At 43.1% G+C, this 12,960-nt stretch carries 15 protein-coding genes and 1 pseudogene; 5 read left to right on the top strand and 11 right to left on the bottom strand.

Features of this window, described 5'->3' with window-relative positions; genetic code table 11:
- Positions 1 to 496: 496 nt before the first annotated feature.
- Together LCM00_RS11170 and LCM00_RS11165 are read left to right on the top strand one after the other, a co-directional pair.
- Positions 497 to 1,273: an ABC transporter ATP-binding protein gene (locus tag LCM00_RS11170; RefSeq protein ID WP_224901610.1), complete on the top strand. Its 777-nt coding sequence runs from the start codon at positions 497 to 499 to the stop codon at positions 1,271 to 1,273.
- Positions 1,274 to 1,275: 2 nt separating this feature from the next.
- Complete coding sequence (locus tag LCM00_RS11165; protein WP_224901607.1) at positions 1,276 to 2,922, top strand: hypothetical protein; 1,647 nt, start codon at positions 1,276 to 1,278, stop codon at positions 2,920 to 2,922.
- Positions 2,923 to 2,962: 40 nt separating this feature from the next.
- On the opposite strand, the pseudogene LCM00_RS11160 reads toward LCM00_RS11165, so the two are convergent.
- Both LCM00_RS11160 and LCM00_RS11155 read right to left on the bottom strand, forming a co-directional pair.
- Positions 2,963 to 3,419, bottom strand: a pseudogene (locus tag LCM00_RS11160) (NUDIX hydrolase).
- 87 nt (positions 3,420 to 3,506) lie between these two features.
- Entirely contained in the window at positions 3,507 to 4,211 is a 705-nt protein-coding gene (locus LCM00_RS11155) for a CPBP family intramembrane glutamic endopeptidase (RefSeq protein WP_224901604.1), read from the bottom strand.
- A gap of 91 nt (positions 4,212 to 4,302) precedes the next feature.
- Between LCM00_RS11155 and LCM00_RS11150 the strand changes: the two genes are divergently transcribed.
- On the top strand, positions 4,303 to 5,040 hold the full coding sequence (locus LCM00_RS11150; RefSeq protein ID WP_224901601.1) for a MerR family transcriptional regulator: 738 nt from the start codon (positions 4,303 to 4,305) through the stop codon (positions 5,038 to 5,040).
- 64 nt (positions 5,041 to 5,104) lie between these two features.
- Here the strand turns inward: LCM00_RS11150 and LCM00_RS11145 are convergent, their stop codons facing one another.
- A complete protein-coding gene (locus LCM00_RS11145) occupies positions 5,105 to 5,695 on the bottom strand; it encodes a hypothetical protein (RefSeq protein ID WP_224901598.1) in 591 nt (196 codons plus the stop codon).
- Positions 5,696 to 5,866: 171 nt separating this feature from the next.
- Between LCM00_RS11145 and LCM00_RS11140 the strand changes: the two genes are divergently transcribed.
- A complete protein-coding gene (locus LCM00_RS11140) occupies positions 5,867 to 6,793 on the top strand; it encodes a sigma-70 family RNA polymerase sigma factor (RefSeq protein ID WP_224901595.1) in 927 nt (308 codons plus the stop codon).
- A gap of 49 nt (positions 6,794 to 6,842) precedes the next feature.
- Here LCM00_RS11140 and LCM00_RS11135 read toward each other — a convergent pair whose 3' ends face one another.
- Positions 6,843 to 8,126 (bottom strand): S41 family peptidase, encoded by a 1,284-nt coding sequence (locus LCM00_RS11135; RefSeq protein WP_224901592.1) that lies wholly within the window; start codon positions 8,124 to 8,126, stop codon positions 6,843 to 6,845.
- 167 nt (positions 8,127 to 8,293) lie between these two features.
- On the opposite strand from LCM00_RS11135, the gene LCM00_RS11130 reads away from it, so the two are divergent.
- A complete protein-coding gene (locus LCM00_RS11130; RefSeq protein ID WP_224901589.1) occupies positions 8,294 to 8,836 on the top strand; it encodes a hypothetical protein in 543 nt (180 codons plus the stop codon).
- A gap of 45 nt (positions 8,837 to 8,881) precedes the next feature.
- On the opposite strand, the gene LCM00_RS11125 is transcribed toward LCM00_RS11130, so the two are convergent.
- The 7 genes from LCM00_RS11125 to LCM00_RS11095 form a co-directional block, all read right to left on the bottom strand.
- Positions 8,882 to 9,052 (bottom strand): hypothetical protein, encoded by a 171-nt coding sequence (locus LCM00_RS11125; RefSeq protein ID WP_224901586.1) that lies wholly within the window; start codon positions 9,050 to 9,052, stop codon positions 8,882 to 8,884.
- Between the two features lie 68 nt (positions 9,053 to 9,120).
- Positions 9,121 to 9,399 carry a hypothetical protein gene (locus tag LCM00_RS11120; RefSeq protein ID WP_224901583.1) on the bottom strand — a complete coding sequence of 93 codons (279 nt, stop codon included), beginning with the start codon at positions 9,397 to 9,399 and terminating at the stop codon, positions 9,121 to 9,123.
- A gap of 37 nt (positions 9,400 to 9,436) precedes the next feature.
- On the bottom strand, positions 9,437 to 10,018 hold the full coding sequence (locus LCM00_RS11115) for a hypothetical protein (RefSeq protein WP_224901581.1): 582 nt from the start codon (positions 10,016 to 10,018) through the stop codon (positions 9,437 to 9,439).
- A gap of 496 nt (positions 10,019 to 10,514) precedes the next feature.
- Entirely contained in the window at positions 10,515 to 10,691 is a 177-nt protein-coding gene (locus LCM00_RS11110; protein ID WP_224901579.1) for a hypothetical protein, read from the bottom strand.
- Between the two features lie 268 nt (positions 10,692 to 10,959).
- Positions 10,960 to 11,415: an SAM-dependent methyltransferase gene (locus LCM00_RS11105; protein WP_224901576.1), complete on the bottom strand. Its 456-nt coding sequence runs from the start codon at positions 11,413 to 11,415 to the stop codon at positions 10,960 to 10,962.
- 78 nt (positions 11,416 to 11,493) lie between these two features.
- Entirely contained in the window at positions 11,494 to 12,099 is a 606-nt protein-coding gene (locus LCM00_RS11100) for an ABC-2 transporter permease (protein ID WP_224901573.1), read from the bottom strand.
- Complete coding sequence (locus LCM00_RS11095) at positions 12,092 to 12,958, bottom strand: ABC transporter ATP-binding protein (RefSeq protein ID WP_224901570.1); 867 nt, start codon at positions 12,956 to 12,958, stop codon at positions 12,092 to 12,094. Before LCM00_RS11095 ends, LCM00_RS11100 begins: the two co-directional genes overlap by 8 nt.
- Positions 12,959 to 12,960 lie beyond the last annotated feature (2 nt).

Below are 12,960 nucleotides of genomic sequence, written 5' to 3'. Positions count from 1 at the left end.
TTCTATTAAAACTATAAGGAAGTTTTGTTGATGGCAGTTTAAGAGATAGTAAAGGGATTGTAAAAAGTGGATGACAAATCTTGGTTGTGATATAAACGAGCCGCGAATATGTTTGCGTTGGCAGGTTGAAGTGCTCTGCGGCAGCGTTTAGTTGCCTTGAGTACCTCATGTCAGGTTTTTGAAGTACTCTGATACTCTAGTTAACTCTTTTGAGTGTCTCATATTAGGCTTTTGAAGCACTCTGGATCGATAATACATCCTATTGAGTGACTCATGGCATGCTTCTGAGGTACTCTCGGCCAGTGAAATCCTCTTTTGAATATCTCATACCGGACTCTCCCCCATCTAAAGCCCCCTCCCCTAACTGATTCAATATCCTCCTTCCAGGATGTTTACAGCCGAAAAAATAAAACAATTCCCGATCCCCCCTTTAGCCCCCAAGCACCTAATGTTACACTAATAACAAATGGAATTATTTTGAAATGAGGTAGCTGGTATGGAAGACATCATATTAGAGATTGAGGATTTGAAAAAGAGCTATGGATCAAAGTCAGTGCTGAATGGTGTTTCCTTTCAGGTGAAGCGCGGGGAGATCATTGGCTATATCGGTCCGAATGGCGCCGGAAAGAGCACGACGGTGAAAATTATGCTGGGGATTGAGGACGGGTATTCAGGCGGTGTGAAGATATTCGGCCAGGATATATCGGATGGAAAGATCGATTATAAAAGGAAAATCGGCTATGTGCCGGAAATTGCCGAGGTATACGACAACCTGACGGGCCATGAGTATTTAACTTTTATCGGCGAGCTGTACGGAATTGATTCTGACCTTGCCAGCTATAAGGCAAAGACCTTGATGGAGCTGTTTGGCATCGGTGAGGTCTATTATTCCCGGATTGCTTCTTATTCGAAGGGAATGCGGCAGAAGCTGCTCATCATTTCGAGCTTATTGCATAATCCGGACCTCTTGTTTTTTGATGAGCCCATCAATGGCCTGGATGCGAACAGTGTCATGATTTTTAAAGAGATTATGGCCCAGCTGGCTGTGCAGGGTAAAACGATATTCTATTCTTCTCACATTATGGATGTGGTCGAAAAGATCAGCAGCCGCATCATCCTCCTTCATGATGGCAGGATCGCTGCTGATGGCACCTTTGAAGAGCTGCAGCAGACCACGGAAGGCTCACTTGAACAGATTTTTAACCAGCTGACCGGATTCAGCGAGCATAAGGAACTGGGCGCCAGGTTTGTTTCGATTGTAGGGGAGATGTAAGGATGCAGGACTTTCAAACTCTCAAAATACTGGACCGTTTTGAGCGGATATTCACCAGGTTTGGTGTAGACTACAATGTTATGAGAATGATCCTGCAAGTAAAGCTGACGATGGATGGGCGGCGTGTGCCAACCGTTTTTGCACAGAATGCACGGAAGGAAGAAGGCAAGGAAAAGAGCAATCAGTATATAAAGTCACTATGGATTTATGTTTTATTCGGGCTGTTTATGATTCCCTTTCTGCTTATGGGTGAGAACTACCTTTTTCAGATGAGCCTTTTTTATGGGATTTTCACTTTTTTTGTCATGACTTCAATGATTTCCGATTTTTCTTCAGTCCTGCTGGATATCCGAGACCGGAATATCCTGTTTCCGAAGCCTGTTGACCGCAAAACAATCAATACGGCGAAAATGGTTCATGTTGTCATCTATCTATCATTCCTTACCATCGCGCTTGTCACGATCCCTTTGTTTGTCGGACTCTTCAGGATTGGCCCCTTATTCTTCCTGACTGCAGTCATCAACATCATCCTGATTGATCTGTTTATCGTTGGATTGACTGCACTTATCTATCTGGCATTCCTGCGCTTCTTTGACGGGGAAAAATTAAAAGACATGATCAATTATGTGCAGATTGGTTTGTCGCTGATGATTATGGTCGGCTATCAATTGCTGATCCGCTCCTTCGCCATCATTGATTTCACCGTTTCGCTGGAGCCTGAATGGTGGCAGGCATTCATCTTCCCAATGTGGTTTGGGGCCAATACGGAATTGGTGCTGAACGGCAGCTTCCAGCCGTTTTATATCATCTTTACAGCTTTAAGCATCGCGGTTCCGCTCCTGAGCATCTGGATTTATACGAAATTCAATTCATCTTTTGAGCAAAACCTTCAGAAGCTTGCCTATCACGGTAAAGCGAAGGAAAAGAAGCAGAGTAAAGCCCGCGAATTCTTCCTTAAGGTGCTTTGCCCTTCAAAGGAAGAAAGAGCGTTCTTTAAATTTGCCAGCAGCATGATGAAAAATGAACGGGATTTCAAGCTGAAGGTGTACCCTTCATTAGGCTTTTCCATCGTTGTTCCATTTCTAATGATTTTCAGCAGCTTTGATACAGACCTCAGCCGCCTGGAAGGAAGCAAATCATATTTATCTATTTATTTCAGCATGATCATCATCCCGACCATCATGATCCTTCTGAAGTATTCAGGTAAATATAAAGGGAGCTGGATTTTCAGAGCCGCACCTTTAAACCAGCTTGGCCCCATGTTCAGCGGGACGATAAAGGCATTTATCCTTAAATTGTATCTGCCGATCTATTCTATATTGAGTGTCCTGTTTGTCCTGCTTTTCGGGGCAAGGGTTGTGCCGGATCTGGCTGTCGTGTTTATCAATGCCTGCACCTATGCGGTCCTTTGCTTCATGATCCTGAAAACAGCGATTCCGTTTTCGGAGTCTTTTGACCAGTATAATCAGAACGGCAATGGTGTGATTATAATCGGACTGATGCTGTTTGCCGGATTGTTTGCCGGACTGCACTATTTAAGCACATTGCTGCCGTATGGAATCTATCTGTATTTGGCTGTTGCCCTCATTTATCTGGCTGTTTTTTGGAAGCTGGCGTTTAAGGTTACTTGGAAGGATGTTCTTGAATAGGAAGGCAGAAGAAAGCCGCCATGGTTTGGCGGCTCCCTTTTTACTGTGACAAAGATTGTGCATATTGCTTAATAAGATTCTTTATCATAGGATTCAGCCTTTCAGGCAGGTCATCTAATCTGGAAAATTTTGCCTCAGTCGTTTCCAAACCGTCCGCTTTAAGAACGCCGCCTTTCATATCTCTCGAAATATAGGCGATTGTCACAGGATAAAATTCATCTCCGTTCGGTAATTTCACATGATGCTCTTTTCCTGAAATCACGCCGGCCAAATTAAGCCTGCCTATTTCAATGCCGGTTTCCTCCAGGACTTCCCTTCTTCCTGCTTCCTCTGTGGATTCGCCCAATTCAATGAATCCCCCCGGAACGCCCCAGCGGCCGTCAATCCTTTTTTTGCAGCAAATATTCTCCTGCATCATTGATGACCGCTACTGCAACGCCAACCAGTATGAGCGGGTCATTGCCTACAACACTGCGTAAATCTTCTATATACCCCATAGTCTCCCCCACTTCTTTTCTACATGGATTATATTTCCATATTCTCAATCCAGTCGCCTTCTTATTTTATTTTAAAAATCCCACCCATTATCCAAGACTAGTCAGCAAGACCATAAACCCGTTCGTCAGCCCGTGAATTAGAACCGGAGGCCAGATGGAGCCTGTCCGCTCGTAAGCCAGGGCAAAAAGAATGCCGCTGAAGAAATTGACGGGCATGACGTTATAGGTCGGGATATGAATGATGGTAAAGATGAGCGAGCTGAGCAGCAGTGCCCCCGTCAGTCCCATCCGTGTCCGCAGCCAGCGATACAGGAAGCCCCGGTAGAAGATTTCCTCATATATGGGCGAAATGACAGCAGCAGAAATGAAGGCAATGAGCACTGTGAAAAAAGTGACGTTCTGCTGCATGGCCTCTGTTTTGCTGTTTTCCCATGAGTTTCCTATGAAACTGGTAAGCACGACAATGATGACGGCGCCAATCAGCAAAGCCACTGAATATAGGCCTATAAGCTTCCAGTCCCTGGGGCTGTATGCTTTTACTCCGACTTCCTTCCACGACAGCCTTTTTGGGCGGAGGGCAATAAAGTATATCCCCAGCATAAGAATGATGGCTATGGTCAGCCCGGTTAAAGTCCCGGCATATAAATCATCCTTGAATAGCTCAGCGTATATCGGCTGGACCAAAAGCTTGATGCCTCCAATTACAACAATAAACTCAAGCAGCATTAATAAAATGAATTCTCTCCAGCCCCACAGATCCTGCCTTTTCCAGTTGGTTGTATCTGTTTCCATTCTCCGTCCCTCTTTCTTTATTAAATGGTATAATCTAACTATATTAGGTGACGCAGCGTAACCCGCAAGCATTTTTTTAGGAGGAATTCCAATGAAACGCTGGACAACCGGAGAAGCAGCGAAGCAGCGCAATATTTCTGTCCGTACACTCCGCTATTATGATCAGATCGGACTTCTGGCCCCAGGCTTTAAAGATGAGAATGGAAAGCGGTATTATTCAGAGGAAGACTTATTTACATTAGAGAAAATCATGATTCTCAAGTCCCTTTCACTTCCGTTAGAGGAGATCCGCGAAGTACTGAAACAGCTTTCTTATAAACAAATCTTAGTATCCCACTATAATTACCTGCAGGAGCAGCTATCAGAGCTGCAAACAAGCATCTCCAACACAGCATCCCTGATCAATATGACCGATTTGGAGGAATCACTATCATGGGACCGTGTCGCTGAGCTTGTGCAGCAATCACAAAAGCGTTCTAAGAAATGGACCGACTATTTTCAGGAAAAGGAAAAAGCGTTCCTGGAAAAATCAATCCCAAACCTGGGCAGCAATGATGAAATTACCCAGCAGTATATTTCCCTGCTGCGGAGGATTGAAAGGTGCGTGGAAAACCACATTCCAGCCGAGTCAGACGAAGGCTTTGAGATTGCTTCCGAGTTAATCAGACTGTCACAGTTAAGCTTCCAGGGAGATTCAGAGCTGATGGACCAATTTTGGGAAGTCAGGAAATTGCCTGCTGAGGAAACTGGGCTCTATCCGGTTTCAGAAGAGGTGCTGGAGTTTGTGGAGCACTGTTTAGCTTATTCGGATTCAAGGGCTGGCAGCTAAGCTCAATGGTACATAGCTGGAAAGGAGAAAGATCAAGGCTGAATCATTGCGGCTGGATAGCCCTTTATTTTTTCATTACCTTAAAGTCTACGGTCCCCTTTACCCTGACATGTTCTCCGGATTCAACACTAAAATCAGTAGAGCCTTGAACCACATAATAACCAGCGGGAAAGCCGGTGTCATTCAGGAACTCTTTCATAAAGTTTACATAGTCTTGAGGATCTTGAGCCTCGCTATACCCGCCGCTTTTTCCGTACTCTTCCCGGTAAACCACACCCTTCTTAAGCGTTGTTGATAATCCGATGTCATTTACAGCACTTCCTATTTCGTAGCCCCGAATCTTCTCTTTCATCGGAAAAACAATGGCGGACGAGGAATGATGGATAATAATTTCTTCCTTTTCCCCTAAATATTCAATTTCCCCATATAGCTCTATATCCTCACCCTCTTCATATTCCGCCTTTTCACTCTTAATCCGGAAGACAAAGTCACCTTGAACGGTTTCATCGCTGGTCTGAGAAACTTCATGTTTTTCTAAATCGCTGTTATTGACAGAATTGGACGAATGGCAGGCCGCCGTTAGAATAGTGAACAGCAGCAATACAGCTGAGAGCAAATATTTATTCACATAACCTCTCCTTTTGGCTTCTTTCAATATTAGAAGGGATTCTTATGTAAAAGGTTTCAGCTTTTAGGCGATTCAAAATATTACCGGGCATTATTCCATCCGGCGATGTAGACTTAAAATAAGATTTAGTAATTTTTGCTTTTTTTATAGTACAATTTTGCCTTTCCTATTCGTCTTAACAATAAAGGAGCTGATTATATGGTGACAGATCAAGAACTAACGAGCAAGGCGCGTGAGCTGAAGGAGTTGTTTACTGAGCTGGCAGACACTCATTCCGGGCAGCTTTGGAATTATTGCCGCTATCTGACCGGATCTCCGTGGGATGGCGAGGATTTGTTTCAGGAAACGATGCTGAGGGCATTGGGCGGATTATTTCAAAGATGGCATCCGACAAATACAAAATCCTATCTGTACAGGATGGCCACTAACATCTGGATCGACCACTGCCGCAGGGAGAAAAGAAATCTTGGCACATTAGACGAAGAAGATATCCCAGCGGTTGAATTTACGGAGACGCTGGAGCTTCAGCAGGCACTCGGCTGCCTTGTTGAGCTGTTCAAGCCAAGGCAAATCGCCGTATTTCTGCTGTTTGAAGTCTTTCAATTCAAGGCAGAGGAAGTGGCAGGCATGGCCAGGACCACGCCGGGAGCCGTTTATGCCACAACGAGAAGGATGAAGGAGAAACTGAAGCAGCATAATAGTCCCGAGACTCCCATTCATCACTTCAACCACGAAAATGAGCCGGTCATCAAAGCCTACTTAAAGGCCTTAAACGAAGGCGATGTCGAAGCTGTCCTGAATCTGATCAGCGACCAGGCCCAAAATGAAGCGCCATTAGGCTTCGCGGAATTCAGCAAAGAAGAGATGCGGAATGGCTCGCTGCGCTATGGATTGCCTGGATACAGGGCAGAACCCCGAATACTTTGGGGCAAGCCGGTTATTATTGTTTTTGCCGACGAAGGACAAGGCCCGCTCATCCATGATATTCAGTACCAGGAAACCGAAAACGGGAAAATCGTCAGGCATGTAAGCTATTTTTTCCGGAAAGAATTCATTCTCGCAGCAGCAGAGGAATTAGGTGTGCCCGCGCAGCTTACTAAGCCGCCTGTGGATTGGGCGAGATAATGATGAAAAGGCAGATTTGGGTCTGTCTTTTTCTTTTGTAAAATCTGCCCTACCTGGCTGTACTTTTTTCCAATGCCAGCCACTCTAGCGCCTTCTCCAAGTCAGCATCCCGCTCCAAATGCTCGGGTGTCCAAGGGACATACAAATCCGGCTCTATTCCCTTGCCTGTCATCCCCATGCCTCTATCGATCCGCGACAGCCTTGAAGTGGGATACATAAATTCAAATCCGTTATCCCATTTCTTGCTTATGAGATTGGCATAATCATTTAATCCCTTTGTCGGCCTGCCGATGACCCGGACTTTACTGGACTTTTTGCAAAGCTCAACAAAGGAATCACCAGAGCTGCCGCACATATAATCTGACAAAACTGCAACTGATTTAGGATTTTGGGTGCCTTTAACAAAGGTGTCAGGCACAATATCTTCAAAGTCAAACTCTACGAACCCTTTTCCTTTGTTCTTCTCCCACTCCCGAATAAAAACCTTAAGGAATTGCTGTGCCTCTTCCCCCTGGATGCCTTCCAGTTCCGGGAGCGTTTCTGCCAGGAATCTGCCGGCGTTCGAATGAGTGCAGTTAAACAGCATTGTGTCCTCTCTGTCAGCGAGCTCCACACCTTCTTCAGGCATTATATACGGCATTAAAGGATAATAGCTGGAGTCGCTTCCTCCATAATTGACCCGTACATCTATAATCCATTGAGCTGCTGATTCAAGCAGATTCCTATTATCATTGACCAATTTTACAATGGCATCCGGATCCGCAAAATCTGTAATGGTGAATAGCAATGTATCCTGATTTACCTTTTCCACAGTATAGTCTGGCGTATATCCTGGTTTTTCATAACTATTGAAAGTGATTTTACGGACATTCCCCTGTTCATCCTGTATGTCTCCATATTCATACAGCGAAAGGATCGGCATCCAGTCTTCCCGTTCTGGATGGTTAGCCTTCAAAAGCCGGCTGTGCTTTTCTTTCAGTTCCGGGATGGTGAAGCCCCCAAGTGAAATAAATGCCATTCCCATTTTTACATCTTGTTCATTATTCGCCCCCGTAACATAAAGGCAGTCCTTATACCGCCTGACCCGGAATCCCCTGTCCAGTGGCTTTCTTTTTTCCTCCGAGCTGTCAAAAAAGTAAATATGGTGGTCCTGAAAGTCCAATAGATAGTCTCTTACTGTATCTGCAAAATGTTCCCTGGTCAGCATATTGTTTTCTTTTAAAAGCTGTATTTTTTCAAAATAAGCCTCTGGATGATCCCATCCCTCTTTATCAATGCACCCCGCGTAGTCGTGATGCATGATTTCTACAATCTCTCTGAAGATCTGTTCCATTCTAACCCTCCGCTATCATTATTTTTCCTTTTATTACCTATTCTATATCATTAGAAGTTTGACCTTCTTTGAAGGGGTAAACTGTTCTTCCTTTATAGCGTTTGGAATAATATGTTAAAATGTGATAACAGTCTTAAAAACAGGGAGCTGAGAAATTGAAGCGGAGAATGAGTCTTTTACTGCTTGGCTTGATGTTTATTGCCGGTGCCTGTTCCTCTCAAACGAATGGAGGAGCCGATTCTTTTAAAGATCAAGCTGCCGAGGAAATTGAGACAGATGTATATATCCCTGAATATGAGAAGTATCCCATCACCTCTGCAGAGATTAAGTATCCGCCAACAGGTGACAAAAAGGACCTGGTTGTGGTCTATTCGAAAGAAAAAGGCAAGTTAAGGGACAAAGAGTTTATCGAAAAATACGAGAGCACAATGGATTCGAAGGTTCTATATGGACTATATGATGGAGAACCCTGGCTTTTCATCATCACCTGCAGCAATTTCGAGATTATTGATGGCGAAAATGACAGCAAGATAAAGACTATCAACGGTGTGGATGTTCATTATAGAGAGATTTCAGCGGATACAGATATGCTAGTAACATTCTTCAATCTCGAGGATGGCTCTTATAATATTGAGTTTTCATTGAGAGAGGGAATGACAAAGGAGAAGGCATTTGAGGTTGTTGAGGATATTATTGAGAATAATGGGTAGAGGGATGGGGTATTTCATCCCTTTGTTTTTTTGCCGGGACGATGCTTACTCCTTGGATTTAGGTATAAAATATGTACTGCCGCCCATTAAAAATCCACCGATAATTGCAAGTAATGTACCGATACTAACCCAATAAGTTAATGAAAGAGTAGACAAATATATTCCTAACAACAATATGAGTAAGCCAGCAAAAAATAAACTTCTTACTTTTTTCATTCTTCTTCTCCCTTTAATAGCCGCCTTGATTATGTTAGCTGACCTTTAACCTAAACATCAGTAAGAAATTATCTATTACGTTTTTTTACGTCAAGATAAGTCCAAGTATAATAAACAACCCAAAATACAATTGGCAATATTAAGGCATAGGTATTTTTTATTGGGAGAACAAATACGGCGAAAATACCAATTACTATTCCAACAGGCAGCAGCGTCCAATAAATCTTATCTTTAAAAGGCTTCAAGGGAGGTCCTCTCTTTCTCAACTTTTTCTGCCCTTTATTCGAACCGAGATGCTTGGTCATCAAACTTGCGAATTCTTTTAATGCTATCTCGTAATCTTTCAAAGGATATATCAAGATCGTAAACTCATTCAGCCCTTCTTTAATAGCGCGCAGTTATAAACATTATGAATAAACCTAATCCGTAAGAAAATAACGAAATATACCACGCTTTTCCGTAATCCGTTAAACTAGCCATGAGTACCATTTCCTGACCTCTATATGAAGATAAGCCTCCCAGAATAAAAAAAACACCTAGTACCATTAATATTGGGATTAAAGTTTTCGAACCTTTTGGACTCGTAAAGGCCAAGAATAAAGATTCCCTTTTATACATTGACAATATCCATACAAGAACAAATATCCCTAAGAATACTGCAAACCACATATATCCCCATGTCATCCTATAAATAGGAACGGAGAGAAACACTGACATTGTTAAAAATTGAGTATAAGCTGTTAAAGAATTATATCTTACTATCCCAATATCGGGCTTTTTCCACCATATCCAAGCTATTGAAACTTCGATGACTGTAACGATCATAAACGTTATAAATAATTTCATATTCCAGATTCCATACGGGATAAGCGACATAAATACCGCCCACAATATATTTGAAAACAGGAGGTACATTGCATTTGAATCAAAGAAGTTTTTAACTGACCTATTTACTTCTCTCACCAACGTCCCTGCCCCCTTTCTATCAAACGATAACTCAAAGTCCTCTCTATTACTACGTTAAAGATATCAATATGTTTCATTACTTATGAAAACATACCTGGCCTTTTTTCCATAAACTAGAGTGTTAATCTCTCAAAGTTAGCCAGCTAGTGGCTTAATAAAAATCTTACTCGAGACCATACATAGCGAACTTGAGTGACTGATTCTTCACAACTGATTTTTGCGGTGGCAGTGAAAGCGAGTAAAAGATCGCAGACGGATTGGTAATTCACTATAGGGAAGCTGCTGGGGATACTGACTGACTTACTTATAACCTTCTTCAGTCCTGAAGAAGACTCTTATGATATTCAGGTTTTATGGAGCGGGAATAACTAAGGAGAAGGCATTTGAGGTTGTTGAGGATGTTATAGGAAGGCAATGACTAAAGGGATGGAGAGCGCCATCCCTTTTCTGAACTTTGCTGTAGAATCATAGAGTTGCTAAGCTCCGTTAATTAGTCTTATCTTGTTAAAACATAGTATATAACGTAGAACCAACTAAAGAATCCGTGAAGGATTGCCCAGAGAACGGATTTATGAATACTCCACGATATTGTTATAGCTAAAGCAGAACCGAATGTAATGGCACTTTTAGAACCAGCTGGTGCTTTGAACTTTTTTTCCGCCTTGTCTTTCATAACCTGTCCCCCAGTTTTTCTGAATCTATATTTCCATTTCTATAAGTTATTCTTTATTAAAAAGATTATTACCTTCCGCCATTAATTATCTTTAACCACAATTCACAAACCCTCACTCTAATGCAGCAGGCACAGGTCCCCCGGCCCTGTCAAAAAAGAGCCAAGGGACCTGTCCCCTTTGTTTCGGTTCTGGTAATAAATAGAGCCAACTGAATGAAAAAGAGATCAGCAGGAAGCCGCTGATCTCTTTTTTTCGCCCGGAACATTATCACCAATAATTCTTCATAATCTCCCGGGACCAGTCAGGCTGGCTGATCGGCTCTTCAGGGAGAAATTCCTCCATCACCGGCTTGATATCAAGAATCGGTGTCCCATTGATGCAATCAAGTCCTGTAACGGTCAGTTCCCTGCCTTCTCTTTTGACCACCCTTACAGTTGTCAGGCCTAATTGATTCGGTCTATTCTTGCCGCGCTGAGCAAAGATCCCGACTTTAGGAAGGCTGCTGTCATTACGGGGATGCCTTGCACCAGGCACAATTTTACTTTGATCCACCCGATGAAAGTGATAGATGATCTCTAAGTGGGAGAAGGATTCAATTCCGGCCAGCGCTTCCTCTGGCAGAGAATTGTCCAGTACGATCCTGCTGACCACTTCGCCCCAATAATCGTCTTCTATTTCATTCCTTTCATTGCAGGCAAACCCGATTGGCTTCAAACTAATCATTGCCTTCCCCCTCCAACCCCTATTTAGTATGTAATATATCCCTGCTTTTTTAGCTTTCTAATACTTCATCCATTTTTCTCAAAATGCTTTTCTCTGATAAATGAATGTGGTGACTCCCCAAGATATGCTATACAGGCCCAAAATAATGGCTGCTGCCCACGTGTACAATGCCGGATTGGATAAGCTTTCTATAAAGCCAGTGATTAAAGATAAATCTTCAGCAATTAAGTTCAGGAGATGCGGGCCCATCCCTGTTAATAGAACGAATGTAATCATCAGGACTGTTGTGATATGCCCTGGTTTAAATATATAAAACAGCGGAAATGTGAATGCAGCAAATGCTAAGAAGATGCCGCCGCCCATAGCCATATCTTCGATGGTAAATGCCTTATTGAATGCGAGCAATGCCAGGCAAGTGCCGCCTATGGCCAAAATCATATAGATAACTGCTCCGAGATAACGTGAAGCAATGATTTCATTGCGCGTATAAGGCAGGCTGTTCAGCAGAATGTTCGCCTCTGCTTTTTCATCGTAGGCATAGGCATTAAAAGGGATGAAAATGCTGGCAACACTGAAAATCAGCACAGGATGCGAGTCCATTACAATAAAGAACAGGATAAAAGGAATAAAGGTCAAGATCAGTTTTTTCTGCAGTATCACATCACGCCTGATAAGGTTAAACATAGCTTTTCCTCCCCTTCATGTAATACATAATATCCTCGAGGCTCGCCTGTTCCACTACCACAGAATGGCCAAAAGTATTATTTACAAGTTCGATATTGTCAGTCAGGGCCTCAAACCCTGTAGAAGCCCGGTGAATATGGACAAAAGCCTTCTCTGTATCCCGGTCCAAAAGTTCCAGCCCGCCTTTTACGAGCGCATAATTTTCCGCCACCTCGTGCACAGACTGATTAAATACCAGTCTCCCATTTTGCAGAAAAGCAATATAATCAGCGATGCGGTCCAAATCTGTGGTGATATGTGTAGAGAAGAAAATCGTGCGCCGGTCATCGAGCATCAATTCCTGCAGCAAATCGAGCATTTCCCGCCTGAAAATAGGATCCAGGCCTGATGTCGGCTCATCCATGATAATCAGCTCCGCATGATGCGATAAGGCAATCGCCAGCGACGCCTTCATCTGCATTCCTTTTGAAAAGGTTTTGATCGCTTTATTAAGGGGCAGCTCAAACTGCTCCACATATTGATAAAACATACGATCATCCCAGCGCTTGTATGCCGGTCCAACAATACGTTTTATGTCTTTTAAATTCATCCCTTCATAAAACACATTGCCATCATAAACGAAGCCGATGCGCTCTTTGATGTCCTTCTCATGTGTCTTATAATCCAGCCCGAAGATCTTGATCTCGCCCTGATCCGGCTTCAGCAGATTCATCATCATTTTAATGGTCGTCGACTTTCCGGCGCCATTCCCTCCAATGAATCCTGTGATAAAGCCCTGCTTCACTTGAAAATTTATATCTTTAATGGAAAAACTCTTGAATTCCTTGGCAACATTTTTAAATTCGACCACGTTTTCCATAC

Source organism: Bacillus infantis (genome assembly GCF_020171945.1).
Classification (GTDB): Bacteria; Bacillota; Bacilli; order Bacillales; family Cytobacillaceae; genus Bacillus_AB; species Bacillus_AB infantis_A.
This window is presented reverse-complemented; position numbering and strand designations above follow the sequence as displayed.

Bases quoted from the DNA above. Each gene is read 5' to 3' on its own strand.
- LCM00_RS11170 (WP_224901610.1), top strand. From the start codon at position 497: ATGGAAGACATCATATTAGAGATTGAGGATTTGAAAAAGAGCTATGGA.
- LCM00_RS11165 (WP_224901607.1), top strand. From the start codon at position 1,276: ATGCAGGACTTTCAAACTCTCAAAATACTGGACCGTTTTGAGCGGATA.
- LCM00_RS11155 (WP_224901604.1), bottom strand. From the start codon at position 4,211: ATGGAAACAGATACAACCAACTGGAAAAGGCAGGATCTGTGGGGCTGG.
- LCM00_RS11150 (WP_224901601.1), top strand. From the start codon at position 4,303: ATGAAACGCTGGACAACCGGAGAAGCAGCGAAGCAGCGCAATATTTCT.
- LCM00_RS11140 (WP_224901595.1), top strand. From the start codon at position 5,867: ATGGTGACAGATCAAGAACTAACGAGCAAGGCGCGTGAGCTGAAGGAG.
- LCM00_RS11135 (WP_224901592.1), bottom strand. From the start codon at position 8,126: ATGGAACAGATCTTCAGAGAGATTGTAGAAATCATGCATCACGACTAC.
- LCM00_RS11130 (WP_224901589.1), top strand. From the start codon at position 8,294: ATGAGTCTTTTACTGCTTGGCTTGATGTTTATTGCCGGTGCCTGTTCC.
- LCM00_RS11125 (WP_224901586.1), bottom strand. From the start codon at position 9,052: ATGAAAAAAGTAAGAAGTTTATTTTTTGCTGGCTTACTCATATTGTTG.
- LCM00_RS11110 (WP_224901579.1), bottom strand. From the start codon at position 10,691: ATGAAAGACAAGGCGGAAAAAAAGTTCAAAGCACCAGCTGGTTCTAAA.
- LCM00_RS11105 (WP_224901576.1), bottom strand. From the start codon at position 11,415: ATGATTAGTTTGAAGCCAATCGGGTTTGCCTGCAATGAAAGGAATGAA.
- LCM00_RS11100 (WP_224901573.1), bottom strand. From the start codon at position 12,099: ATGTTTAACCTTATCAGGCGTGATGTGATACTGCAGAAAAAACTGATC.
- LCM00_RS11095 (WP_224901570.1), bottom strand. From the start codon at position 12,958: ATGGAAAACGTGGTCGAATTTAAAAATGTTGCCAAGGAATTCAAGAGT.